This is a genomic window from Neorhizobium sp. USDA 3394 (genome assembly GCF_056280385.1).
Genome location: NZ_JBWCDU010000001.1, coordinates 2,384,496 through 2,408,008, shown reverse-complemented (window position 1 = coordinate 2,408,008; position 23,513 = coordinate 2,384,496). Strand labels below are relative to the sequence as shown.

The window sequence follows — 23,513 nt, the reverse complement described above, 5'->3', positions numbered from 1 at the left end:
TGACAAGATGGTTGCCGAGTTTATGGTGTTGCGTAACGATTTGCCCGACTGGGACGAATGTCGCGCAACGGATGAGATGAGGGTGGCAAGTGGATACGTTCGCCATCCTCATTCCTGTGCTTGTCGCAGGAATCCAGCAACCGCGCGTCTGCGCGGTGAAAGGCTCTTCTCAGCCCGAGGACTTGGGCTGGCTGGATCCCTGTGACAAGCATAGGGATGAGGACGGAGAATTTAGCCTGCCATCGGGAAACGATGGTGCGGCGGTGGAGGTGAAGAATGGATTCGATCACGACTGAAACGCGCGAGCCTGGTCTGGAAGCGGCCAATACCGACTTCGACCTGATGACCAGTCCGGACCGGTTCATCAATCGTGAATTCTCCTGGCTGCAGTTCAACCGCCGCGTTCTCGAGGAAACGCTGAACACCGCCCATCCGCTTCTGGAGCGGGTCCGCTTCCTGTCGATCTCGGCGGCCAATCTCGACGAATTCTTCATGGTGCGCGTCGCCGGCCTCGAAGGCCAGGTACGTCAGGGCATCGTCATTCGCAGCCCGGACGGCAAGACGCCGGCCGAACAGCTCGACAATATCCTGCAGGAGATCGACAACCTGCAGATGGAGCAGCAGGCCTCGCTCGCCGTGCTGCAGCAGTATCTCGCCAAGGAAGACATTCTGATCGTCAGGCCCGGGGCTCTGTCCGCCGAGGATCGCAACTGGCTGGCGAACTCCTTCGACGACGAGCTTTTCCCGGTCCTGACGCCGCTGTCGATCGACCCGGCCCATCCGTTCCCGTTCATCCCGAACCTCGGTTTCTCGATGGGCCTGCAGCTGCACAGCAAGCACGGCAAGGAGCCGATGACCGGCCTGTTGCGCCTGCCGACCACGCTCGACCGCTTCATCCGCCTGCCGGATCTCAACACGGCGATCCGCTACATCACGCTGGAGGATGTGGTCGGCATGTTCACCGACCGGCTTTTCCCCGGCTACGAGGTGAAGGGGGCCGGCACGTTCCGCATCATCCGCGACAGCGATATCGAAGTCGAGGAAGAGGCCGAAGATCTGGTGCGCTTCTTCGAGACGGCGCTGAAGCGCCGCCGTCGCGGCAAGGTCATCCGCATCGAGACCGATTCGGAAATGCCGGCGTCGCTGCGCCAGTTCGTGGTGCAGGAACTCGGCGTGCCGGAAAACCGCGTCGCGGTTCTGCCGGGCCTTCTGGCGCTCAACACCATGTCGGAGATCACCAAGGCGCCGCGCGACGACCTGCGCTTCGAAACCCACAATGCCCGATTTCCCGAGCGGGTTCGCGAACACGCCGGCGACTGCCTCGCCGCCATCCGCGAAAAGGACATGGTGGTCCACCATCCTTATGAGTCATTTGACGTGGTTGTGCAGTTCCTTCTGCAGGCGGCGCGCGACCCGGACGTGCTCGCCATCAAGCAGACGCTCTACCGCACCTCGAACGACAGCCCGATCGTCCGGGCGCTGATCGACGCGGCCGAAATGGGCAAGTCGGTGACGGCGCTGGTCGAGCTCAAGGCCCGATTCGACGAAGAGGCGAACATCCGCTGGGCACGCGACCTGGAGCGCGCCGGCGTGCAGGTGGTCTTCGGTTTCATCGAACTTAAGACCCATGCCAAGATGTCGATGGTGGTCCGCCGCGAAGACGGTAAGTTGCGCACCTATTGCCATCTCGGCACCGGCAACTACCACCCGATCACCGCCAAGATCTATACGGACCTGTCCTTCTTCACCTGCAACCCGAAGATCGCCCATGACATGGCGAACATCTTCAACTTCATCACCGGATACGGCGAGCCGGCCGAGAGCATGAAGCTGGCGGTCTCGCCCTATACGCTCCGGCCGCGCATCCTGCGCCATATCGAGGAGGAGATCTGCCACGCCCAGGAAGGCAAGCCGGCGGCGATCTGGATGAAGATGAACTCGCTGGTCGATCCGGAGATCATCGACGCGCTCTATCGCGCCAGCCGCGCCGGCGTCGAGATCGATCTCGTGGTGCGCGGCATCTGCTGCCTGCGTCCGCGGGTGGCCGGGCTCTCCGACAATATCCGCGTCAAGTCGATCGTCGGGCGCTTCCTGGAGCACAGTCGCATCTTCTGTTTCGGCAACGGGTTCGGCCTGCCGTCCGACAAGGCGCTGGTCTATATAGGCTCCGCCGACATGATGCCGCGCAACCTCGACCGCCGGGTCGAGACGCTGGTGCCACTCCTCAATCCGACCGTGCACGAGCAGGTCTTATCCCAGATCATGCTCGGCAACCTGATTGACAACCAGCAGAGCTACGAGATATTGGCCGACGGCACGTCGCGGCGCATGGAAGTGCGCAAGGGCGAGGAACCTTTTAACGCGCAGCACTATTTCATGACCAATCCGAGCCTCTCGGGGCGCGGTGAAGCCCTGAAGTCGAGTGCTCCGAAACTTATCGCCGGCCTTGTGTCGGGACGCAAGAAATAGGCAATATGGTACGATCAGAAGCCCAGGGGCGCCTTCCGGGGATCGCTCCTGTCTCCGTCATCGACATCGGCTCGAACTCCGTCCGCGTCGTTATCTACGAAGGCCTGTCCCGCGCGCCAACCGTCCTCTTCAACGAGAAGGTGCTGTGCGGCCTCGGCAAGGGATTGGGCTCGAACGGCCGCATGGACGACGAGGGCGTCGCGCGCGCCCTGTTGTCGCTGAAGCGTTTTCGCGCGCTATCCACCCAGGCTCGCGCCACCGAAGTCTATGTGCTGGCGACCGCTGCTGCCCGCGAAGCATCCAACGGGCCGGATTTCATCCACCAGGCGGAAGAGATCCTCGGCCAGCAGGTGCAGCTTCTGTCCGGCGAGGAGGAGGCGCGGTATTCGGCACTCGGCGTCATCAGCGGCTTCCATGATCCCGACGGCATTGCCGGCGACCTTGGCGGCGGCTCGCTGGAACTGATCGACATCAAGGGCAAGGAGTTCGGCAAGGGCATCACCCTGCCGCTCGGCGGGCTGCGGCTGTCGGAATCCTCCGGCAATTCGCTTTCCAAGGCGCGCACCTTCGCCCGCAAGCAGGTGAATACGGCGCGGTTCCTGGAAAACGGCGCGGGCCGCACCTTCTATGCCGTCGGCGGCACCTGGCGAAACATCGCCAAGCTGCACATGGAAATGAGCAAGTATCCGCTGCACATGATGCAGGGCTACGAGCTGTCTCTCGAGGACATGCAGAAATTCCTCGACGAAGTGATTGCGGCCAAGGACAGCAAGGACCCCGCCTGGCAGGCCGTCTCCAAGAGCCGCCGTTCGCTGCTGCCCTTCGGTGCCATCGCCATGCAGGAAGTCCTGGCGGTGATGAAGCCCGCCAGGGTGAGCTTTTCGGCGCAGGGCGTTCGCGAGGGCTATCTCTATTCGCTGCTTTCCGACGAGGAGAAGGCGGGCGATCCGCTGCTGGTCGCCGCCGACCAGCTCGCCATCCTGCGCGCCCGATCGCCCGAACACGCCCGCGAGCTCGCCGACTGGACCGGCCGCATGGTGCCGGCCTTCGGGATCGTCGAGACGGAAGAGGAAAGCCGTTATCGCCAGGCCGCCTGCCTGCTCGCCGATATCAGCTGGCGGGCCCATCCGGACTATCGCGGCCTGCAGGCGCTGAACCTGATCGCCCACTCCTCCTTTGTCGGCATTACTCATGCCGGCCGCGCCTATCTGGCGCTCGCCAACTACTACCGTTTCGAGGGCCTGCACGACGACGGCGCGACCGGGCCGCTGGCCACGATCGCCACGCCCCGGCTGCTCGACCTTGCAAAACTGCTCGGCGGCCTGCTCCGGGTCGTCTACCTGTTCTCGGCCTCGATGCCGGGCCTCGTCGACCAACTGACCTTCCGCCCGTCCTCCGAGCCGGATCTCGACCTTGAATTCGTTGTGCCCTCCACCTACCGCGACTTCGCCGGCGAACGGCTGGACGGGCGTTTGCAGCAGCTGGCGAGGCTGACGGGCAAACGGCTGGCTTTCCGGTTCGAGTAGGGCGGGCTCGCGGGAGAGGGCAGGAGAGCGGCTGCCTCGCGGCAGGGCATCAGAAATTGTCAGGTTGCGTCCAGCAGTATTTTCTCGTGTATGCTCGCGAAGTGACATTATTCGTTTAATCGGCTGAGCAAGATTCGATGTCTCTGAATGCGCGCCCTCGTGAGATCGGCTTTGTCCTGTTTACCGGACTGACGCAGCTCGATTTGACTGGGCCTTGGGAAGTTCTGACGCGGCTGCCCAATACCCGTTGCCATTTGCTGGCTGACGGTCACGCTCCCGTTCGAAGTGCGAGCGGACTGAGTATTGTTCCAAACATGCTGCTTGAAGCATGCGGTCAGCTCGACATCGTGGTTGTTCCGGGCGGGCCCGGCCATCTGGATGCGATGCAGGATGAACGCCTTCTCTCGTTTCTACGGCGCCAGGAGCCTGGTTGCCAATTCCTGATGGCGGCCTGCACGGGTACGCTGGTGCTTGCTGCCGCCGGCCTGCTTCAGGGCTACGAGTGTACCACCCACTGGACGGCGCTGCATAGGCTCTCAGCTTTCGGAGCAATTCCCGTAAACCGGCGGGTCGTATTTGACCGGACGCGGGCCACCGGTGGCGGCGTGACGGCAGGTATCGATCTTGGTTTGGTCATGGCCGCCAAACTGGCAGGTGAAGATGTCGCGCGGAAAATCCAGTTGATGATGGAATATGCGCCTGAACCTCCATTCGCCGGATCGCCGATGACGGCCGACCCTGCGACAGTAAAGGCGTTGGAAGCACCATCGGATATCGCAGATCAGATAAGAGCCATCGATGCCGACGCGATATCCCGACTTAGGGGAGAAGCTCGGCCCGCATAGCGGTTGCGGACCTGAGCGCCCGGCTTCCACCGGACGCTCTTTGCTTCTGAGACGCTTCCCGCTTACTTCGCAGCCAGAAACTCACCCACTTCGAGCACGCTGAACTCGTTGTTGTCGGCCTTGTCGACGGCGCGGCCTGCCGAGAAGGGCAGGTTGTTGTCGTTGCCGATGATGATGTGGGTGGCGTCGATGACATCGACGTTCTCGATCGTCACGAACGGCATGTCGTAGACGCCGGCGACACTGCCGGCCTTCTTCTTGTTGTCCGGGTCCTGGATGTTCATCAGGTCGATATAGCCGATCTTGCGGACGGCCTTGCCGACATTGGCGTCGGTCATTTCGATCTTGTAGACGCGCTTGTGTTTGGCCGGTGCGTTGAAGCAGGTCGGCTCCGGCTTTGCCGGGTCGGCGCAGGGCTTGTCGGCGGTGCCGGCACCGTTGTCTCGCTCGATGACGAGAGCGGTGGTCGCGTCGATCATGTTGAAGTCGCCGATGGCTTCGCCGCCCTTGGAGAGCGGATAAAGCCAGGAGCGGCCGGTCCATTTCTTGGAGGCGACGTCGAACTCGATGACGCGCAGTGCCGTCAGCCCCTCTGCGTCTTCGACCTTGCCGTCTTCCTTGTAGAGCGGGCCTTCGAGCAGGCCGTAGAGCTTGGCCCCGTCCTTGGACATGGCAAGGCCTTCATAACCGCCGGAGCGCTTCACGTTGAAAACCGGTACCTTGGCGACCGGGTTCGCCTGCAGCTGCACGAGCGGGCTGTCGGGAGACGTGACCGGCTTGCCGTCGACCGTAGTGGCGACGACGTCGGTCAGCCGGCCCTGCATGTCGACCTTGATCAGGTAGGGGCCGAATTCGTCGCCGAGCCAGAAGCCGTCGGCAACCGGCTGGATCGATTCGATGTCGAAATCGGCGCCGGTGAGGTAACGGGTTTCCGAAGCTTCCGTGGCGATCGGGAATGGCGCGATCTTGTTCGGGTCGGAGAGGAAGACGTTCTTGACGACTTCGGCCTTGTTGGCGGCCCAGTCGAATTTCATCTGGTGCAGGAACAGCATCGCGTCGGAGGAATTGCTCTTGCCGCCGAAACCGTTGTCCGACAGCGTCCAGAATGTGCCGTCGGCCATGGTCTTGATGCCGGAGAAGCCCTGGACCGGCTGACCGTCGAGCGGCAGCTTGACGTCGGTGACGCGGGCGCCGTCCTTGCCCGGCAGGGTGCCGAGGGCCTCGGTGCGCTTGCGGTCGGCGGTGGTGAACTTGCCGGAGGTCTTGAGGAACGCCGGCGCATCGGCCGGAGCCGGAACGACCGTGTTGGCAGGCAGGATCGCCTGGCCGGTGAGCTTGGCCGGGAAAACCTTGTCGTCGGCGGAAGCAGAGCCGCCGATCAGCGCGGCGAGCGCGACGGTAGCGAGCAGAATTTTGGTCATGGGATCACCTGTTGGTTGGCGCGTCAAAGACGCCAACCGGTTAAGGTGAGTGCATGACGGCGAGGTGATGGAAGATTGACGCTTCGATGAAGCTTTGATGACGGTAATTTCACAAATGCCACGAGAGCTTAGGCGCTGCGCGTGAGCGCCATCCAGCGGCCCGGCGTCATGCCGAATGTCTTCTTGAAATGACGGGTGAAATGCGCCTGATCGGCAAAGCCCGTATCGATCGCGACATTCGCCAGCGTGCCGCCCTGTGACAGCAGGATCTTCGCCCGGTCGAGCCGGCGCATGATGAGATAGCGGTGTGGGCTGGTGCCGAGAAGCTTCCGGAATTGCCTGGCGGTGGTGTAGCGGTCGAAGCCGCTGACCTCCTCAAGTTCCTCGGAAGAGATTGTTCGGTCAGAATTCGCCTGAAGGTAGTCGCGGCAGCGCAGAACCGCCTGCTGCGCGCGCGGGGTGCCCGGTGCACCACCCCTACCGTCCGCATGGCGCCACAGGCTTGTTGCCATGCGGTCGATCAGGTCGTCGAGCAACAGGTCCCGCGGTTCGGCCTCAAGATCGTCCAGGGCTTCGAAAAAGACACTGCCGGAATTCCGCATCCGCGATGATCGGGTCCGGCACGAAGGGCAGGCCGCGCGAACCGCCGGCCGCCTCGATCAACCGCTCCGGCGGCAGGTAGAGCATGCGGTAGCGCAGCCCGGCGTCGGTGCCGGCCGCTCCGTCATGCACCTCGTCCGGATGCAACACGATGACATTGCCGGGCAGGCTGGCGCGGGCGGCACCGCGATACTGGAAGGTCTGTACGCCGGAAAGCGTCATCCCGATCGCGTAGGTGTCGTGGCGATGAGGCTCGAAACCGAGCCCGTGGAACCGTGCCTCGATCCGCTCGATGCCGCGCGAGGAGGGCGCCTGGACGATGCCGTCAGGCGCGCCTCCTGCGCTGCCGTCAGGCGCGCCCCTTGCGCTGCCGCCGGATGTGCTTGCGGCGCTGCACGAACGTTCAAGACCGGCCGCATCGGCTGCCGCTATCTCGTCAGTTCTTGCATGACCTTTGGCATAACCTTCAACGGAGTTGTTCTTCATGTTCGATACCAAGATCGCGATCGTGCTTCGCGATGACCTCGCCCCCTGGCAGGAGCTCAACGTGACCGCGTTTCTGACGAGCGGCATCATCGCGCAAAATCCCGCGATCATTGGTGAAGCATATCGGGATGCGGCGGGTCATGTCTACAATCCGATGAGCATCCAGCCGATCGTGGTACTGACCGCCGACCAGGAGACGCTGCGCACCATCCATCAGCGCTCGCTTGAACGGGAGGTGACGACGTCGGCCTATGTCGAGGAAATGTTCTCGACCGGGCATGATGCGGCCAATCGCGAGGTATTCGCGCAGTTCTCGCCGGAGGATGCGAAACTGGTCGGCATAGCGCTCAGGGCCGAGAAGAAGATCGCCGACAAGATTACCAAAGGTTCGAAAATGCATAAGTGACTGCGAAGAACATATTCTTCGGAATGATCCAGAGCGCGGCGATCGGCGTGGCCGAGGCCATGACATAGGCGGTGATGCTCAACAGCAAGTAGTTGATCCAGGCAGTTGTCCGCGAGGTTCCGAGGCCTGCAAGGGCGACGAGCAGGTTGGCGGCGCAGATCACCCGGATGATCGGGCGGATCCAGAGCGGCGAAAAGGCTCCAAGGCCCACCGCTTCCATGAGGAGGACGAGCAACAGCGAGAGCAGGACGACGACTGCGATCAGGACATTCGATGTCGGGTAGCGCATCGGTCGCTCCGGACTTGAGGCATGGATGGGCTCGCGTTGAAAAGGGTCTACCGAATGGATATTATAGGAAAATAAGCAATATCTGATCGGAGGTGAGATGATGAATGCAATCACCATACGAAACCTGTCCGACGAAGTCAGCCGCGCATTGGAAGCTCGGGCGGTAAGGAATGGAACGACTGCGGAAGCTGAAATCGAGCAGATTTTGGAGGACGTGCTGCTGCCGAAGGAGCCGATCGCCCACGATGTCTCGCAGGCGGTAGAATCGCTGAAACTCGGGACAGCGTTGTGGGAGCTCGGCCAGGAATTCGGGGGGCTAGACCTGGACATTACGCGTGATCCTGCTCCGATCAGGCCGGCCTCGTTCGAATGATCGTTCTCGACACGAATGTGATTTCTGAGCCGGCAAAGCCGATACCCAATCAATCCGTCGTCACGTGGCTGAACGCTCAGCCCGCCGAGACACTCTATTTGACGGCAACGAGCTTGGCGGAACTGTTCGCCGGAATCGAGATATTACCGGATGGCAAGAGGAAGGCGCAGGTCCATCAGAGAATGTCAGATCTAGTCGGGATGTTCTTCGGCCCGAGAATCCTGTCATTCGACCGGGATGCTGCAATCGCCTATGCCTTGATCATGGCGCTGGCGACCCAAAAGGGGCGAGCTATTTCATTCGCCGACGGTCAGATCGCCGCGATAGCCCAGGTCCACAGCTTCACCGTCGCCACCCGGGATACCGCGCCGTTCGAAGCGGCGGGCATTCCGGTCATCAATCCCTGGAAGCTCTAAAGCTCCACCGCCTCGACCTTCTTGTTGACGAAGCGAAGGGCCACGCCGCCACTGATCAGTTTCAAGGCGGTTTCGCCGAAAAGGTCGCGGCGCCAGCCGTGCAAGGCTCCGACATCGGCGGCCTCGCCTTCGGCGGCGATCCTTTCGAGATCGTCGGTGTTGGCGATGATCTTGGCGGCGACGCCCTGCTTGTCGGAGATCAGCTTCAGGAGAACCTTCAGCAGCTCGACGGCGGCGGCGGTGCCTTCCGGGACATGCACATGTTTCGGCGCATGCGGCATCTCGGTCTTCGGCAGGGCGAGCGCGGCATTGACCGCTTCGATGATCGCGGTGCCGGAGGCGGAGCGCTCCCAGCCCTTTGGAATGGTGCGGAGCCGCGACATGGCTTCCACGTCCTTCGGTTGCTGCTGGGCAATCTCGTAGATCGCGTCGTCCTTCAGCACGCGGGAACGCGGCACGTTGCGGCTGCGCGCTTCGCGCTCGCGCCAGGCGGCGACGTATTTCAGGACGGCGAGTTCGGCCGGCTTGCGCAGTCGCGACTTGAGGCGCGCCCAGGCGTCGTCGGGATGCAGGTCATAGGTGCCGGGCGATTCCAGCACGGCCATTTCCTCGGTCAGCCACAGCGCCCTGCCTTCCCGTTCGAGCTGGGCCTTGAGGAAGAGATAGACGTCGCGCAGATGGGTGACATCGGCCAGCGCATATTCGAGCTGCTTGTCGGAAAGCGGCCGGCGGCTCCAGTCGGTGAAGCGCGAGGACTTGTCGATATGGACGTCCTTGATGCGGCTGACGAGCTGATCGTAGGAGACCGAATCCCCGAAGCCGCAGACCATGGCGGCGACCTGGGTGTCGAAGATCGGATGCGGCACCAGATTGCCGAGATGGTAGATGATTTCGATATCCTGGCGGGCGGCGTGAAACACCTTGGTGACGGCGGGATTGGCCATCAGCTCGAAAAAGGGTTTCAGGCTCAGCCCCTTGGCGAGCGGATCGACAAGGACTTCGACAGTCGGGCTTGCCATCTGGATGAGGCACAGCTCAGGCCAGAAGGTCGTTTCCCGGAGGAACTCGGTATCGATAGTGATGAAGTCCGATTGGGCCAGCTGGATGCAGGCTTCTTCGAGTGCGGCGGTCGTTTGGATCATCGTTTCATTCACGTGAGGGTGATCAACCTTCCTTCTCCTTCCGGCCGCATATGTCAATACGGAACGGTGTTTAAGCGTTACTCGCGCTCGTCTTTATCGGGCGGGCCGGCGAGCCGGTTGAAATAAGCCGACGTCCGGAGCAATGCCCGAAACCGCCAGGAACGCTCCGACGGGGGCACGGAGGGACGCGCCCGCATGCGCCTCAAGGTGAAGATCATGAAGCCGAGGAAGATGAACGAGGTGTAGGCGAAAAAGGCGCGTGGCCCGAAATACTGCAGCAGGATCGAGGCGAGCAGCGGCCCGATGGTCGCACCAACCGACCAGTAGAACAACAGGCCGGCCGAAACCAGCGCATGCTCGCCGGGCTTGGCATAGTCGTTCCCATGCGCCGAGCACAGCGAATAGAGCGGCATCGAGAAGGCGCCGAACAGGAAGACGCTGACGATATTGGCAGTCTCGTTGGTACCCGCCCCGAAGGAGAGGTAGGCGCCTGTTATGATCGAGCCGATCGTCGTCCACAGGATGACACGGCGCCGGTCGAGCCGGTCGGAATAAAGGCCGAGCGGATATTGCAGCACCACGCCGCCGATGATGCCGGCGCTCATGAAGGTGGCGATCGAGGTGATGCTCATGCCGATCTCCGCCGCATAGATCGGCCCGATATTGCGGAAGGCCGCCATAGACAGGCCGACCGAGATGACGCCGACGACCGCCAACGGCGAAATCCGCCACACAGCCTTCAGGTCGAACGTGATCGTTTCCGGCGGCGCCGGGCTCGATTTGTCGGCGATCGAGATCGGCACCAGCGACAGGATCAGCGCGATCGCGATGATGTTGAAGATGACCGGCCCTTCGATGCCGACGGTCGGGATGATGTATTGCGCCACCGTCACCGAGCCGAGGTCGACGAAACGGTAGATGGAGAGCGTACGCGCCCGGTTGGCGTTGGTGACCTTGGCGTTGATCCAGCTCTCGACCGTTGCAAACAGGCTGGCGACCGCTATGCCGATCACGAAGCGCATCGCGAACCAGAAGGTCGGGTCGATGATCATCGATAGCCCGATCGAAGCGGATGCGGTGACCGCCGCCATCGCCGAGAAGGTGCGGATATGGCCGATCTGCCGGAGCAGCCGCGTCACATACATACAGCCAACGGCGAAGCCGATGCTGTAGCCGGCGCCGATCATGCCGATGGTCGACGGCGAAAACCCCTCGGCCGAGCCTCGCAGCGCGATATAGGTTCCCTGAAGTCCGTTGCCGCCGATGAGGATGCCTGCGGTGACGAGAAGGGGGATCAGCGGACGGATATGGCTCATCGGGGAGGGCTTTGCAGGGGAATCGGGAGAGGTTTTGGGCGGTTCCACCCGTTCTATATCCCGAACCATCGGCAGGGCCAGCGATAAGCGACATGCCCGGTCTTTCTGATGCGAGCGCCTTAGGGAGAGGGCGATGCGCGGCCTGTTCGGGACTGCCGCGGCACGCTGACCACAGCCGGATCTCCTGTCATTCACTGGCGGCGTTTTGGGCGGCAGATCGGTTCTGCCTTGACAAAGCATGTCCATCATGCGCTTTTCCCGCCGATTTTCCATAAAGCCGGCAGGCCGTGCTACGCACGCCGAAAGACCGCAAAACTTAACCGTCCAGGATACTGAAATGCACCGTTACCGCAGCCATACCTGTGCCGCCCTCAAGAAGTCCGACGTCGGATCGACCGTCCGCCTGTCCGGCTGGGTGCATCGCGTGCGAGATCACGGCGGCGTGCTGTTCATCGACCTTCGCGACCATTACGGCATGACCCAGGTCGTCGCCGATCCGGACAGCCCCGCCTTCAAGACCGCCGAAATCGTTCGCGGCGAGTGGGTCATCCGCATCGACGGCCTCGTCAAGGCGCGCTCGGAAGACACCGTCAACAAGGGCATGGCGACCGGCGAGATCGAACTCTACGCCCAAGAGATCGAAGTGCTCTCCGCCGCCAAGGAACTGCCGTTGCCGGTGTTCGGCGAGCCGGACTATCCGGAAGACGTGCGCCTCAAATATCGCTTCCTCGATCTGCGCCGCGAAACCCTGCACAGGAACATCGTCAAGCGCACCCAGATCATTTCCGACATGCGCCGCCGCATGGGCGAGATCGGTTTCGCCGAATATTCGACGCCGATCCTGACCGCGTCGTCGCCGGAAGGCGCGCGCGACTTCCTGGTGCCGAGCCGCATCCATGAAGGCAAGTTCTTCGCGCTGCCGCAGGCGCCGCAGCAGTACAAGCAGCTTTTGATGGTCGCCGGTTTCGACCGTTATTTCCAGATCGCTCCCTGCTTCCGCGACGAAGACCCGCGCGCCGACCGTCTGCCGGGCGAGTTCTACCAGCTCGACCTGGAAATGAGCTTCGTGACCCAGGAAGACGTCTGGAACACGATGGGTCCTGTGATGACCGGCGTGTTCGAACAGTTCGCCGAAGGCAAGCCGGTCACCAAGGACTGGCCGCGCATTCCCTATGACGTGGCGATCCGCAAATACGGCTCCGACAAGCCGGACCTGCGCAACCCGATCGAGATGCAGGCCGTCACCGAACATTTCGCCGGCTCCGGCTTCAAGGTGTTCGCGGGCATGATCGCTTCGAACCCGAAGGTCGAAGTCTGGGCGATCCCGGCCAAGACCGGCGGTAGCCGCGCATTCTGCGACCGTATGAACGCCTGGGCGCAGTCGACCGGCCAGCCGGGCCTCGGCTACATCTTCTGGCGCAAGGAAGGCGACAAGCTCGAAGGCGCCGGCCCGCTTGCCAAGAACATCGGCGAGGAACGCACCGAGGCGATCCGCACCCAGCTCGGCCTTGATGACGGCGATGCCTGCTTCTTCGTCGCCGGCGACCCGGCCAAGTTCTACAAGTTCGCAGGCGAAGCCCGGACCCGCGCCGGCGAGGAACTGAACCTCGTCGACCGCGACCGTTTCGAAATGTGCTGGATCGTCGACTTCCCGTTCTACGAATGGAGCGAGGAAGAAAAGAAGCTCGATTTCGCTCACAACCCGTTCTCGATGCCCCAGGGCGGCATCGAGGCGCTGGAAAACCAGGATCCGCTGACGATCAAGGCATTCCAGTATGACGCGGTGTGCAACGGCTTCGAGATCGCCTCCGGTTCGATCCGCAATCAGTCGCCGGAACTGATGGTCAAGGCCTTCGAAAAGGTCGGCCTCAGCCAGGCGGATGTCGAGGACCGGTTCGGCGGCATGTACCGCGCCTTCCAGTACGGCGCGCCTCCGCATGGCGGCGCTGCCTTCGGCATCGACCGTATCGTCATGCTGCTCGTGGGCGCCAAGAACCTGCGCGAAGTGACGCTGTTCCCGATGAACCAGCAGGCCCAGGACCTGTTGATGGGCGCCCCGTCGCCGGCAACGCCGCAGCAGCTGCGCGAACTGGCCATCCGGGTGGTTCCGACGCCGAAGAAGGACTGAGTTCTCTGAAGAACGTAAAAAGCCCGGCCATGTGCCGGGCTTTTTGATTCAATCTCTGAGGATGATGGACCTAAAGGTCGGCAGCGACGGCCTTTTTCAGGTCCAGCGTGAACTGGCCCGACATGCCTTCGAGCGTCGTATTGGTCAGCCCCACCAGCGTGATTTTCTTCGTCTGGTCCATGAACCAGTGGTGGCCGTAGACCCCGCCCCATTGCAGCGAGCCGGGCGACACCGGCAAGCCGGCCTTTACCGGATCGCGCACGATCGCCCAGCCGAAACCGAAACCGAAGCCCGGCCGTGCAGGCTCCAGCAGATCGCCGATCTGGTTGGTCGTCATAGCCCTGACCGTCTTTTCGGACAGCAGCGGCGCGCCGCCCCTGGCGATGGTTTCGAGCACGGTCAGCACGTCGGAGGCGGTCCCGGCCATGCCGCCGCCGCCGGAGTGGAACGAGGCGAGGTCGAAGATGCGATCGGGGGCGAAGGTCACCGTGCCGTTGAGGACGGGCACCTTTTCCGTCTCGCTCATCCGCTTCGGTTCGGGCGAACCGTCGACGTAGGGGGCCGCGAGCCGGCTGCGGTCGGTGACGGTGAAGCCGGTATCGAAGAGGCCGAGCGGCTGCATTACCAGTTCGGCAACGGCCTCGCCGAGGCGCTTGCCGGTTTCCGTCTCGATGACGCCGCCGAGTACGTCCATCGAGACCGAATATTGCCAGCCGGTACCGGGCGCAAAGAGCAGCGGCACCGAGGCGATACGGCGCAGGTTCTCCTCGAGCGAAAGGCCCGGCTGATCGACGCCGTCCGAGACGCCGGCGCGGACATAAGGTCCATCATCCCGCTCGAAGCAATAGCTGAGGCCGGACGTGTGGGTGAGAAGATGGCGGATGAGGATGACCGGCTCGAAGCCGTCCTCGAGGCGGGGCCGGAAGTCCGGCAGCCATTTCGTCACCGGGTCATCGAGGCCTATCCGGCCCTGTTCGACCAGCCGCATGGTGGCGATGGTGACGATCGGCTTGGTGATCGAGGCCAGCCGGAAAATCGTGTCCTCGCTGGTTTTGAGGCCCGCTTCCCGGTCCGCAAAACCGGCGGCGCGGCGGTAGACGATCTCGCCATCCCTGGCGACCATCACGACGGTGCCGACGAGCCGTTTGGAGGCGAGCGCATTGTCGATCGCCGCGTCGATCGTGGGGCAGGATATCCGGATCGATGGTTGCATTGGCAAATTCATGGGGCAAAACCTCCGCTAAAGACACCGTTATCTAGGGTCACCTCGGAGAGGGACGATCCTGTGAGCGACAAGAAACATCTGCATCTGTCCGGTTGTCGGTCCCCGCTTCACCACCGCAATGCTGTCGCTCATGCCTGCCTGTGACGTCAGGATGCCGTCCCGGCGTCCCGTGCGTCAAGCGAATAGGGGGAACCATATCCGCGTGCTGGTGTTGTTAGGACAGCAGAAGCATAGGGAGAAAACACATGCGCAAAACCCTACTGGCCGCATCGGCGGTCGTGATCGCCCTCTCGGGCGCGGCTTACGCCCAGACGACGATCATCACCCAGGATCCGGTTACGACCAATTCGACGGTGGTCCTGCCCGGCGAAGTCCGCACCTACGTCATGGAGCAGAGCGTTCCATCAATCTCCTACCAGGGAGAGATCGCTGTCGGAGCCGCCCTGCCGGAGACGGTAGAAGTGCGCAGGGTCGATGGTTACGACGATTACGCCTATACGGTCGTCAACGATCGACGCGTTATCGTCAATCCGCAGACCCGGACCGTCATCCAGGTTCTGGAATAGCGTCATCCGGCTCTTTTCGAGCAACAAAAAACCCGGCGAGCGATCGCCGGGTTTCTCATGTTGAGGGCGGGGACTCAGTCGTTGGCGGTGACCTTGACGCCAAGAACCTTCGGCAGCGTGTTGGGGGCGCCCATGGCGGCACCCATGATCATCGGGAAGGGGACGGCATCGGCCGGTTCCGCGCTGATCGTGAAGCTGCCGGGCTTGTCGAGATAGGTGTTGACGGCCGCGCTCACCATGTTCTGCAGTTCCGGCACGTTGTACTGCGCCAGCATCAGCGGCGTCATGCCCTTCAGCATCTGTGCCATGGCTTCGCCCGTGGTGCCTTGGCTCTTGCCGGCGTAGTCGAGCGCCTTCTTGGTGATGCCGGCATCCTCGAAGCGAATCTCGGCGCTGTTGAAGGTGAGGCGCTGCATCAGGCCGAGCATCGCAAGGCCCGCGGCCTGCTGGGCTTCTTCCTTGTTCGGATTGGCTTCCATCGCCTTGGCGGTCTCGTTCGCCGACTTGATGAAGTCGAGCGTGTAGCCGGACATGCTGAAGGCGAGGTTGAATTTGCCGACCTTGGCGAAATCGAGCGCGTATTCGTCGATGTCGAGCGTGCCGTCCTCGAGGGTCCAGGCGCCGGACATGGCAACCTTGCCGTCAAGCGAGGTGATGCCGAGCTGCTGCAGCGTGTCCTTGGTCTGGGCGTCCTCGACAAGGCTGAGGTCGCTCTTGATGCCGTTGACCTGGAGGTCGAAGCCTACGGCGGAGTTGTCGTCGGCGACCTCGGTGGTGACGTTCGTCTCTTCGACCGAGAAGGCCGGCTTGCCGTCGATGGTGGCCGTTATCTTGCCGACATGGGCTTCATCATAGAGCAGGATCGCATCGAGGCTGTCGCCGGTCGCATTGGCCGGCACGGTGAGGCCGCTGATCGAGATGTCCGAGGCGGTGAAGGCGGTCTTGTCCTCGGTCGCATTGACGTTGTCGAACGTGACCTTCTCGACCGTGTAGCCGCCGCTATCCTCTTCGACGCCCTCGAACTTGACGGTGCCGAGCGGCAGGCTCTGCTTGCCGGCCTCGACCAGGAACTTGGCATTGGTGAGCGTGACGTCCGAACCGCTGACGGTGGCCTTTTCCGCCGAGAAGCCGGCGCCGCCCTGGATCGAGAGCGCGTTGTTGATCTTGGCGACGAGATCGTTGCCGTCGAGCGCAAACGCCGGGCCGGCGAAAGTCGAAATCGCAGCGCCTGCGAGCAGAAGCCGGGCCTTCGTGGAGTATTGCATCGGATTTCCTCCTGGCGGGCAATGATCCGGCCCGCGTTTGGTTTTGGGTTTGTCGGTAGTTCGGTTACTGTTCGCGGCACCTTATAGGCAAGCCGGGTAAAAGGTTTATGGCTTTGTTCCACATTCCTTTCGTCAAAATTGCGGCTGACGATTCAGGGTAAACCAAACGCTGATTTCAGCTTCGGAAAAGCCTTCATCCACAGGCTGTCGCCCGGTCTTTCTTGCCGAGAATCAGGCTTTCCGCTAGTCAAGGCCCATGGGAAAAAACCTGACACCACCTTCCGGCGACGGCGGCGACAACATCCTGCCGGTCGATCTGAAAGCAGCGCTCGAAGAGCGTTACCTCGCCTATGCGCTTTCCACAATCATGCACCGTGCGCTGCCGGACGTGCGCGACGGCCTGAAACCCGTCCACCGCCGCATCGTCTACGCGATGAGCGAGATGGGCCTGCGCCCCAACGCCGCCTTCCGCAAATGCGCCAAGATCGTCGGCGAGGTGATGGGTAATTTCCATCCGCACGGCGACCAGTCGATCTACGACGCGCTGGCGCGCCTGGCGCAGGATTTCTCGCAGCGTTATCCGCTCGTCAACGGCCAGGGCAATTTCGGCAATATCGACGGCGATAGCCCCGCCGCGATGCGTTACACCGAATCGAAGATGACGGCGGTTTCCGAACTCCTGCTCGAAGGCATCGACCAGGACGCGGTGGATTTCCGCGACACCTACGACGAATCGAACTCGGAACCGGTCGTGCTGCCCGGCGCCTTCCCGAACCTGCTCGCCAACGGCACGTCGGGCATCGCGGTCGGCATGGCGACGTCGATCCCGCCGCACAATGTCCATGAGCTCTGCGACGCGGCGCTGCACCTGATCAAGAACCCGGCTGCCACCGTCGAGGATCTGATGGCGGATCCGGCCGAACCCGCCAAGGGCGGCATCGAAGGTCCCGATCTTCCGACCGGCGGCATCATCATCGACAGCCGGGAATCGATCGTCGAAGCCTACAAGACCGGCCGCGGCGGTTTTCGCGTCCGCGCCCGCTGGGTGATCGAGGATCTCGGCCGCGGCGGTTATCAGATCGTCGTCACCGAAATCCCGTTCCAGGTTCAGAAGTCGCGACTGATCGAAAAGATCGCCGAACTGCTGCTCGCCCGCAAGCTGCCGCTGCTCGAAGACGTGCGCGACGAATCGGCCGAAGACGTGCGCGTCGTTCTGGTGCCGAAGAGCCGCACGGTCGATGCGACGCTGCTGATGGAATCGCTGTTCAAGCTTTCCGAGCTCGAGACCCGCCTGCCGCTCAACATGAACGTTCTCTCCATGGGCCGCGTGCCCAAGGTGATGGCGCTCAACGAAGTGCTGCTGGAATGGCTGGCGCACCGCCGCGACGTGCTGGTCCGCCGCTCGCGCTTCCGGCTGGCGGCGATCGACCGGCGCCTGGAAATCCTCGGCGGCCTCTTGATCGCCTACCTCAACATCGACGAGGTGATCCGCATCATCCGCGAGGAGGACGAGCCGAAGCCTGTGATGATGGAGCGCTGGTCGCTCTCCGACATCCAGGTCGAGGCGATCCTCAACATGCGGCTGCGCGCCTTGCGCAAGCTCGAAGAAATTGAGATCCGCACCGAGCACGACAACCTCACCAAGGAGAAGGCGGATATCGAATCGCTGCTCGCCTCCGAGGACAAGCAGTGGCGGGTGATCGAGCACGAGATCCAGGACGTCCGCAAGAATTTCGCCAAGGGCCGGGGCAAGCCCTATGCCCGCCTGACGACCTTCGCCGATGCGCCGGACGCCGATATCGACGCGATCAACCAGGCGATGATCGAGAAGGAACCGATCACCGTCGTCGTCTCCCAGAAGGGCTGGATCCGCGCGCTGAAGGGCCATATCTCGGATACCTCGACGCTCACCTTCAAGGAAGGCGACGGGCCGAAGATCGCGTTTACGGCACAGACGACCGACAAGCTGCTGCTCGTCACGACGGGCGGCAAGGTCTATACGCTCGGTGCCGACAAGCTGCCGGGCGGCCGCGGCCACGGGGAGCCGATCCGCATCATCGTCGACATGGAGAACGATCAGGACATCCTGACCGCCTTCGTCCATGAACCATCGCGCAAGCTGATCGTCGCCTCGACCGCGGGCAACGGTTTTATCGTCGCCGAGAGCGAGATGATCGCCAATACCCGCAAGGGCAAGCAGATCATGAACGTCGCCATGCCCGACGAGACGAAGCTGGTCGTGCCGGTTTCGGGCAATCACGTCGCGGTCGTCGGCGAGAACCGCAAGCTGCTGCTCTTCCCGCTGACCCAACTGCCGGAAATGACCCGCGGCAAGGGCGTGCGCCTGCAGCGCTACAAGGACGGCGGAATTTCCGACATCCGCTGCTTCACCATGGCCGACGGTCTTTCCTGGGAAGACAGCGCCGGCCGCTCCTTCACCCGCAACAAGGACGAACTGCTCGAATGGATCGCCGACCGCGCCACCGCCGGCCGCGCCGTTCCGAAGGGCTTTCCGCGGAGCGGGAAGTTTGCGGGGTGATCACGGACTGATAGGGGGCGTCGCGAGATAGTCGCGGCGCGCAATCCGCCGCATCTGCCACGCCGAATAGCCGATCAGCGCCAGCACCAGGATCGAGCCGCCGAGCAGCGTGCGCGCGGACGGGATTTCGGCAAAGATCAGCCAGACCCAGATCGGTGCGAGAATGGTTTCGAGCAGGTAGAACATGCCGACTTCGGGGCCGGAGAGGTATTTCGGGCCGGTCGCCAGGCACCAGAAGGCGAGCGGCATCATGATCGCGCCGTCGAACACCACCCAGATGGGGTCCGCGACCGAAAAGCCGTTGCTGGCGACGAAGGAAAGCCCGACCGCCGCCGGAATGATGGTCGCGACGAGCGGCACGAAGCCCATGTCGATACGCGCTACCCGGCTGAACGTGATTGCTAAAGCCAGCAGGAACGAGGCCGTTGCCGCCAGGATATCGCCGAGGAGATGGCCGCCCGTAAGGCCGCCCGAAACGATCAGGCCGACGCCGAATAACATCACCAGCATGGTGACGAGCGTCGAAGGCGAGGGGCGCTCCTTCAGGACCAGCCAGCCGAGAATGGCGGCATACATGGGCGTGAAGGCGACGATGAAGACGACGTTGGCGGTGGCCGTGTTGAAGACGGCGCCGAGGAAGGCGATCGTCGAAATGCCGTAGCAGAAGCCGGCGGCAAGCCCCGCCTTGCCGGGGATCAGCACGGGGCGGGTCGAGCCGAAGCGGCGGACGAGCAGCCAGAGGATGATGGCGGCGGCGAAGGTCGCCGTGCTGCGCAGCGCGACCGTCGACCACATCTCGCCATGCCCAAGCCGCACGAGCGGCACGTCGAAGGAAAGCGCAAGGCCGCCGATTGCGGTGAGCACGAGGCCCTTTTTATGATCGTTCATGGGGATGATTTCAGATGTCCGTGGCGGGATCGAAGATTTCCCAGCCGCGCGGGGTCAGGTGTTCCTGGGGCTGGAAGCGGGTCTTGTAGCCCATCTTCGCCGAACCCTTGACCCAATAACCGAGATAGACATGCGGCAGGCCGAGCGTCCTTGTGCGGGCGATATGGTCGAGGATCATGAACGTGCCGAGCGAGCGTTTTTCATACTCGGGGTTGAAGAAGGAATAGACCATCGACAGGCCGTCGCTCATCATGTCGGTGAGCGCCACGGCAAGCAACTCGCCCTTCGGCTCGGCGCTGATGCCCGAGCCCGGCTCGCGGCGGCGGTACTCGATGATTCGGGTGTTGACATGCGTGTCCTCGACCATGATCGCATAGTCGAGCGCCGACATGTCCGACATGCCGCCCCGCTGGTGACGGTCGTCGAGATAGCGGCGGAAGAGCGAGAACTGTTCGGTGGAAGGCTGCGCGGGGTAGACCGTCGCGATCACGTCGCGATTGGTGGCGAGAACCCGCTTCATCGAACGCACGGGCTCGAATTCGTGAGCGAGGATGCGCACGGAAATGCACGCGCGGCATGATTCGCAGGCCGGCCGGTAGGCGATGTTCTGCGAACGGCGAAAACCGCCCTGGGTCAGTAGGTCGTTCATCTCGGCGGCGCGAGGGCCTACCAGGTGAGTGAAGACCTTTCGCTCCATTTCACCCGGGAGATAGGGACAAACTGCCGGGGCCGTCAGGTAGAACTGCGGTGAGGGCGTTGCCTGGGTGTTCATTGCGTCGTGGAAGTCCGGTCTTAAGGATCGTAAATGTCATACCATGGCGCATAAAAGCGAAACGTCAACCATATGCTGCGGCATGCAGCCGGCTCTTGCCATAAACTTTTGGCCAGTAGCGTAATCGTTACGAGGTACGCACCACGACAGTGCCAAGCAGCAGGTCGTGCACGAGGCGCGAACGCTCGATGAACAGGCCGGCCAGCAGAATGAGCGGCGTCAGCACCGAGTTGATGATCCAGAAGATCACCGTGTGGGCCATGGCGGTGAGGAAATCCATCCGCCGGCCGTCGAGCCGTGCCATGGCAAGCCCCATGGCGCGCATGCCGGGCGAAGCTTGAGCCGAGCCGCCGAGCGTCATCCCGAAATAGAGAAGCGCGACGACCACGAACAGGACCGGATAGAGCATGAAGCCGAGACCGAGTGTGATGATTCCGAGGAAGAACACCACGACCGCGGCCGGAATGCACAAGAGCAGCACGATCACGTAGTCGATGATGAAGGCGAACACCCGCCGAGAAAGAACGCCACTATAGGCGCGCCAGTCGTCCGGTGCGGCATAGGCTGGGTTCGGGTCGAGGCTCATCGTTCCAACATCTCCTGTTTCTCGAACATTGATATGGGATGAAACCGCCTCGGCAACAAGATCATCCGTTCTTCGCCAGTTTTTTCGCCACGTCCATCGCGAAATAGGAAAGAATGCCGTCGCAGCCGGCGCGTTTGAAGCAAAGCAGCGTCTCCATCATGACCCGTTCGCCGTCGATCCAGCCGTTCATCGCGGCAGCCTTGATCTGGGTGTATTCGCCGGAGACCTGGTAGGCGAAGACGGGCAGGCCGAACGCTTCCTTGATACGCCAGCAAATGTCGAGATAGGCGATGCCGGGCTTGACCATCAGCATGTCGGCGCCCTCCTCGACGTCGAGGGCAGCGTCCCGAACTGCTTCGGTGCCGTTCGCCGGCGAGATGTAGTAGCTGTTCTTGTCGCCCTTCAAGAGGCCGCTGGTATTGATCGCCTCGCGATAGGGGCCATAGAAGCCGGAGGAGAATTTCGTCGCATAGGACATGATGCCGACATCCTGATGGCCGGCAGCGTCAAGGCCGCGGCGGATGGCGCCGATGCGGCCGTCCATCATTTCCGACGGCGCGATGATATCGGCGCCGGCATCCGCCTGCATGACGGCGGCGCGGACGATCTGGTCGACCGTCTCGTCGTTGACGATGATGCCGTCTCGCAGGATGCCGTCATGGCCGTGGCTGGTGAACGGGTCGAGCGCCACGTCGGTGATGATGCCGATATTCGGCACGGCCTTCTTGAAGGCGGCGGTCGCCTGGTTGATCAGGTTGTTGGCGACGAGGCTGTTGGAGCCGGTCTCGTCGCGCAACGCCATCTCGATATCGGGGAAGGTGGCGATCGCCGGAATGCCGAGATCGGCAGCTTCCTTGACCGCCTCGACCGCCTTGTCGACGCTCATGCGGTTGACGCCGGGCATGGCGGCGATCGGATCGACGATGCCGGTGCCGGGGACGATGAAGATCGGCCAGATCAGATCGTCCACCGTCAGCCGGTTCTCCTGCACCAGCCTGCGCGTCCAGTCGGCCTTGCGGTTGCGCCGCATGCGGCGGTGGCCTGTGATTTCGTCGACCAGATGCGTCTTGTCCATGGCAAAGTCTCCAACTTCTCTTCCCGTGCGCGCGTCATTATCATGCAGCACGCCGTTTGCGAATGGGAACGATCGCCGCAGTCGAGACCCTGCTAGATCCAGAGATCGTTTCGGGCCGTACGTTCGCCGCCCTCGTTGCCGGTGTTCAAGACGCCGCGCGGCTCGATAACCATCATCTTCACTTCCTTCTCTGCGAACGGCTTATGCTGCACGCCTTTCGGCACGACGAACATCTCGCCCGGGCCGACGTGGACGCTGCCATCGCGGAAGTCGATCCGCAAACGGCCTTCGATGACAATGAAGGCCTCATCCGTTTCCGGGTGATCATGCCATATGAAATCGCCTTCGATGCGGACGAGCTTGAACTGGTAGTCGTTCATTTCGGCGACGACGCGCTGCTGCCAGAGATCGGGTATCCGGGCCAGCTTCTCGGCGAGATTTATCGGCGTATGTGAAAAGTTCCGATCGGTCATGTCTTCTCCTTTAATTGGCGGCAAACCCTATCAGGAGGAAGCGCAGGGCTCTTGAACGATCGTGCAGGCGGCAGGCTGCTACTGGCGGTCGGCGGTCGTGGCGGCTAGTGTAGTTCCATGGAACCCGATTCACTCACGGTGCCGAAGCGCACGCTGACCGAAATTCTCTACGTGGCCTTCCTCAGGCTGGTCGCGGTCGCGTGTTTCTGGTTCGGCCTGCAATATTGGGCGATGCTGGTGGGCTATTCGCTGAAGGGCATGGCCCGCTTCGATCTGCTGGCGCTTCCCTGGAAAGTGGCGGCGTCTTCGCTTGCCGTGCTGTTTCCGGTCGCTTCGCTCGGCCTCTGGCTTACCGTGTCCTGGGGCCCCGTGCTCTGGGCGCTTGCCGCAATCTCGCAGGTGTCGATGTATATCGTCTGGCCGGAGATCTTCGGACACAACCGTCTCGTTCCCCTCATGCACGGCCTTGTTGCCGCGCTTTACGTCGTATTTCGGCTCTCCTTGTGGGTCGAGGCGCGCCGCAAGGCGGAGCGGGTAAGGATTGATTCACCCTGAAATTAAAGCTTTGACGGCCGGATTTGACCGGGAATTCGCCGCTAAGTGATTGATTTATTTTAAATCTGAATGGCCGCATTCTGGGCTGGCGAGGGCCGGCCGGAATTCGAGGGAACGCGTTAAGCGCTTGTTAAGCTTATGTTTTAAGTCGA

The 23,513-nt window shown here is 62.4% G+C and carries 22 protein-coding genes and 1 pseudogene; 11 read left to right on the top strand and 12 right to left on the bottom strand.

Translation table 11 applies throughout. The annotated features are described in order from the left end of the window. The first annotated feature begins 89 nt into the window (after positions 1-89). The 4 genes from ACZ9EJ_RS11600 (at position 90) to ACZ9EJ_RS11585 (ending at position 4,840) form a co-directional block, all read left to right on the top strand. Positions 90-296, top strand: coding sequence for a hypothetical protein (locus ACZ9EJ_RS11600; RefSeq protein ID WP_052764591.1), 207 nt, complete (start codon positions 90-92; stop codon positions 294-296). Beyond that, positions 277-2,469, top strand: coding sequence for an RNA degradosome polyphosphate kinase (locus tag ACZ9EJ_RS11595; protein WP_046630022.1), 2,193 nt, complete (start codon positions 277-279; stop codon positions 2,467-2,469). Before ACZ9EJ_RS11600 ends, ACZ9EJ_RS11595 begins: the two co-directional genes overlap by 20 nt. 5 nt (positions 2,470-2,474) lie before the next feature. Further along, positions 2,475-3,995, top strand: a complete 1,521-nt coding sequence (gene ppx / locus ACZ9EJ_RS11590) for an exopolyphosphatase (protein ID WP_046640435.1) — start codon at positions 2,475-2,477, stop codon at positions 3,993-3,995. 137 nt (positions 3,996-4,132) lie between these two features. Further along, the gene (locus ACZ9EJ_RS11585; protein WP_251089987.1) at positions 4,133-4,840 is read left to right on the top strand and encodes a DJ-1/PfpI family protein; all 708 of its coding nucleotides are present in this window, start codon (positions 4,133-4,135) and stop codon (positions 4,838-4,840) included. A 62-nt stretch (positions 4,841-4,902) separates the two neighbouring features. Here the strand turns inward: ACZ9EJ_RS11585 and ACZ9EJ_RS11580 are convergent, their stop codons facing one another. Next, on the bottom strand, positions 4,903-6,261 hold the full coding sequence (locus ACZ9EJ_RS11580; RefSeq protein ID WP_046640436.1) for an esterase-like activity of phytase family protein: 1,359 nt from the start codon (positions 6,259-6,261) through the stop codon (positions 4,903-4,905). Between the two features lie 128 nt (positions 6,262-6,389). After that, positions 6,390-7,347: pseudogene (locus ACZ9EJ_RS11575) on the bottom strand (AraC family transcriptional regulator). Between ACZ9EJ_RS11575 and ACZ9EJ_RS11570 the strand changes: the two are divergent. After that, positions 7,346-7,753: a DUF2000 family protein gene (locus ACZ9EJ_RS11570; protein WP_046640437.1), complete on the top strand. Its 408-nt coding sequence runs from the start codon at positions 7,346-7,348 to the stop codon at positions 7,751-7,753. The pseudogene ACZ9EJ_RS11575 and the gene ACZ9EJ_RS11570 sit on opposite strands and share 2 nt — an antisense overlap. Here ACZ9EJ_RS11570 and ACZ9EJ_RS11565 read toward each other — a convergent pair. Further along, on the bottom strand, positions 7,725-8,042 hold the full coding sequence (locus tag ACZ9EJ_RS11565; RefSeq protein ID WP_046640438.1) for a hypothetical protein: 318 nt from the start codon (positions 8,040-8,042) through the stop codon (positions 7,725-7,727). The genes ACZ9EJ_RS11570 and ACZ9EJ_RS11565 overlap by 29 nt on opposite strands. A gap of 97 nt (positions 8,043-8,139) precedes the next feature. On the opposite strand from ACZ9EJ_RS11565, the gene ACZ9EJ_RS11560 reads away from it, so the two are divergent. Beyond that, on the top strand, positions 8,140-8,415 hold the full coding sequence (locus ACZ9EJ_RS11560; protein WP_052764592.1) for a FitA-like ribbon-helix-helix domain-containing protein: 276 nt from the start codon (positions 8,140-8,142) through the stop codon (positions 8,413-8,415). Continuing rightward, on the top strand, positions 8,412-8,831 hold the full coding sequence (locus ACZ9EJ_RS11555; protein WP_046640439.1) for a type II toxin-antitoxin system VapC family toxin: 420 nt from the start codon (positions 8,412-8,414) through the stop codon (positions 8,829-8,831). Before ACZ9EJ_RS11560 ends, ACZ9EJ_RS11555 begins: the two co-directional genes overlap by 4 nt. Here the strand turns inward: ACZ9EJ_RS11555 and rnd are convergent. After that, complete coding sequence (rnd, locus tag ACZ9EJ_RS11550; RefSeq protein WP_046630029.1) at positions 8,828-9,973, bottom strand: ribonuclease D; 1,146 nt, start codon at positions 9,971-9,973, stop codon at positions 8,828-8,830. The genes ACZ9EJ_RS11555 and rnd overlap by 4 nt on opposite strands. A 77-nt stretch (positions 9,974-10,050) precedes the next feature. Next, positions 10,051-11,289, bottom strand: a complete 1,239-nt coding sequence (locus ACZ9EJ_RS11545) for an MFS transporter (protein ID WP_046640440.1) — start codon at positions 11,287-11,289, stop codon at positions 10,051-10,053. A gap of 337 nt (positions 11,290-11,626) precedes the next feature. Here ACZ9EJ_RS11545 and aspS point away from each other — a divergent pair, with 337 nt between their 5' ends. Next, positions 11,627-13,417 carry an aspartate--tRNA ligase gene (gene aspS, locus ACZ9EJ_RS11540; protein WP_037080690.1) on the top strand — a complete coding sequence of 597 codons (1,791 nt, stop codon included), beginning with the start codon at positions 11,627-11,629 and terminating at the stop codon, positions 13,415-13,417. A gap of 70 nt (positions 13,418-13,487) precedes the next feature. On the opposite strand, the gene ACZ9EJ_RS11535 is transcribed toward aspS, so the two are convergent. Next, a complete protein-coding gene (locus ACZ9EJ_RS11535) occupies positions 13,488-14,642 on the bottom strand; it encodes a serine hydrolase domain-containing protein (protein ID WP_046640441.1) in 1,155 nt (384 codons plus the stop codon). Positions 14,643-14,887: 245 nt separating this feature from the next. Between ACZ9EJ_RS11535 and ACZ9EJ_RS11530 the strand changes: the two genes are divergently transcribed. Then, the gene (locus ACZ9EJ_RS11530) at positions 14,888-15,208 is read left to right on the top strand and encodes a DUF1236 domain-containing protein (protein WP_046630032.1); all 321 of its coding nucleotides are present in this window, start codon (positions 14,888-14,890) and stop codon (positions 15,206-15,208) included. Positions 15,209-15,282: 74 nt separating this feature from the next. Here ACZ9EJ_RS11530 and ACZ9EJ_RS11525 read toward each other — a convergent pair whose 3' ends face one another. Then, positions 15,283-16,473, bottom strand: a complete 1,191-nt coding sequence (locus tag ACZ9EJ_RS11525; protein ID WP_046640442.1) for a hypothetical protein — start codon at positions 16,471-16,473, stop codon at positions 15,283-15,285. A gap of 256 nt (positions 16,474-16,729) precedes the next feature. Here ACZ9EJ_RS11525 and parC point away from each other — a divergent pair, with 256 nt between their 5' ends. Beyond that, positions 16,730-19,012, top strand: a complete 2,283-nt coding sequence (gene parC, locus ACZ9EJ_RS11520; protein ID WP_046640443.1) for a DNA topoisomerase IV subunit A — start codon at positions 16,730-16,732, stop codon at positions 19,010-19,012. Here parC and ACZ9EJ_RS11515 read toward each other — a convergent pair whose 3' ends face one another. The 5 genes from ACZ9EJ_RS11515 to ACZ9EJ_RS11495 all read right to left on the bottom strand — a co-directional run bounded on the left by ACZ9EJ_RS11515 (position 19,013) and on the right by ACZ9EJ_RS11495 (position 22,806). Next, positions 19,013-19,900, bottom strand: coding sequence for a DMT family transporter (locus ACZ9EJ_RS11515; protein WP_046640444.1), 888 nt, complete (start codon positions 19,898-19,900; stop codon positions 19,013-19,015). It lies immediately after the preceding gene. 10 nt (positions 19,901-19,910) lie between these two features. Beyond that, positions 19,911-20,672 (bottom strand): arginyltransferase, encoded by a 762-nt coding sequence (locus ACZ9EJ_RS11510; RefSeq protein WP_046630036.1) that lies wholly within the window; start codon positions 20,670-20,672, stop codon positions 19,911-19,913. Positions 20,673-20,799: 127 nt separating this feature from the next. Continuing rightward, on the bottom strand, positions 20,800-21,258 hold the full coding sequence (locus ACZ9EJ_RS11505; RefSeq protein WP_046630037.1) for an RDD family protein: 459 nt from the start codon (positions 21,256-21,258) through the stop codon (positions 20,800-20,802). Positions 21,259-21,319: 61 nt separating this feature from the next. Continuing rightward, the gene (hemB, locus tag ACZ9EJ_RS11500) at positions 21,320-22,333 is read right to left on the bottom strand and encodes a porphobilinogen synthase (protein WP_046640445.1); all 1,014 of its coding nucleotides are present in this window, start codon (positions 22,331-22,333) and stop codon (positions 21,320-21,322) included. Between the two features lie 92 nt (positions 22,334-22,425). Then, entirely contained in the window at positions 22,426-22,806 is a 381-nt protein-coding gene (locus ACZ9EJ_RS11495) for a cupin domain-containing protein (RefSeq protein ID WP_046640446.1), read from the bottom strand. Between the two features lie 117 nt (positions 22,807-22,923). Here ACZ9EJ_RS11495 and ACZ9EJ_RS11490 point away from each other — a divergent pair, with 117 nt between their 5' ends. After that, complete coding sequence (locus tag ACZ9EJ_RS11490; protein ID WP_046630040.1) at positions 22,924-23,361, top strand: DUF6163 family protein; 438 nt, start codon at positions 22,924-22,926, stop codon at positions 23,359-23,361. Positions 23,362-23,513 lie beyond the last annotated feature (152 nt).

Excerpts from the sequence above, each read along its gene's own strand:
- ACZ9EJ_RS11565 (WP_046640438.1), bottom strand. The coding sequence starts at position 8,042 with ATGCGCTACCCGACATCGAATGTCCTGATCGCAGTCGTCGTCCTGCTC.
- ACZ9EJ_RS11595 (WP_046630022.1), top strand. The coding sequence starts at position 277 with ATGGATTCGATCACGACTGAAACGCGCGAGCCTGGTCTGGAAGCGGCC.
- ACZ9EJ_RS11545 (WP_046640440.1), bottom strand. The coding sequence starts at position 11,289 with ATGAGCCATATCCGTCCGCTGATCCCCCTTCTCGTCACCGCAGGCATC.
- ACZ9EJ_RS11495 (WP_046640446.1), bottom strand. The coding sequence starts at position 22,806 with ATGACCGATCGGAACTTTTCACATACGCCGATAAATCTCGCCGAGAAG.
- ACZ9EJ_RS11490 (WP_046630040.1), top strand. The coding sequence starts at position 22,924 with ATGGAACCCGATTCACTCACGGTGCCGAAGCGCACGCTGACCGAAATT.
- ACZ9EJ_RS11510 (WP_046630036.1), bottom strand. The coding sequence starts at position 20,672 with ATGAACACCCAGGCAACGCCCTCACCGCAGTTCTACCTGACGGCCCCG.
- ACZ9EJ_RS11555 (WP_046640439.1), top strand. The coding sequence starts at position 8,412 with ATGATCGTTCTCGACACGAATGTGATTTCTGAGCCGGCAAAGCCGATA.
- rnd (WP_046630029.1), bottom strand. The coding sequence starts at position 9,973 with ATGATCCAAACGACCGCCGCACTCGAAGAAGCCTGCATCCAGCTGGCC.
- ACZ9EJ_RS11505 (WP_046630037.1), bottom strand. The coding sequence starts at position 21,258 with ATGAGCCTCGACCCGAACCCAGCCTATGCCGCACCGGACGACTGGCGC.
- hemB (WP_046640445.1), bottom strand. The coding sequence starts at position 22,333 with ATGGACAAGACGCATCTGGTCGACGAAATCACAGGCCACCGCCGCATG.
- ACZ9EJ_RS11530 (WP_046630032.1), top strand. The coding sequence starts at position 14,888 with ATGCGCAAAACCCTACTGGCCGCATCGGCGGTCGTGATCGCCCTCTCG.
- aspS (WP_037080690.1), top strand. The coding sequence starts at position 11,627 with ATGCACCGTTACCGCAGCCATACCTGTGCCGCCCTCAAGAAGTCCGAC.
- ACZ9EJ_RS11525 (WP_046640442.1), bottom strand. The coding sequence starts at position 16,473 with ATGCAATACTCCACGAAGGCCCGGCTTCTGCTCGCAGGCGCTGCGATT.
- ACZ9EJ_RS11570 (WP_046640437.1), top strand. The coding sequence starts at position 7,346 with ATGTTCGATACCAAGATCGCGATCGTGCTTCGCGATGACCTCGCCCCC.
- ACZ9EJ_RS11585 (WP_251089987.1), top strand. The coding sequence starts at position 4,133 with ATGTCTCTGAATGCGCGCCCTCGTGAGATCGGCTTTGTCCTGTTTACC.
- ACZ9EJ_RS11535 (WP_046640441.1), bottom strand. The coding sequence starts at position 14,642 with ATGAATTTGCCAATGCAACCATCGATCCGGATATCCTGCCCCACGATC.
- ACZ9EJ_RS11560 (WP_052764592.1), top strand. The coding sequence starts at position 8,140 with ATGATGAATGCAATCACCATACGAAACCTGTCCGACGAAGTCAGCCGC.
- parC (WP_046640443.1), top strand. The coding sequence starts at position 16,730 with ATGGGAAAAAACCTGACACCACCTTCCGGCGACGGCGGCGACAACATC.
- ACZ9EJ_RS11580 (WP_046640436.1), bottom strand. The coding sequence starts at position 6,261 with ATGACCAAAATTCTGCTCGCTACCGTCGCGCTCGCCGCGCTGATCGGC.
- ACZ9EJ_RS11515 (WP_046640444.1), bottom strand. The coding sequence starts at position 19,900 with ATGAACGATCATAAAAAGGGCCTCGTGCTCACCGCAATCGGCGGCCTT.
- ppx (WP_046640435.1), top strand. The coding sequence starts at position 2,475 with ATGGTACGATCAGAAGCCCAGGGGCGCCTTCCGGGGATCGCTCCTGTC.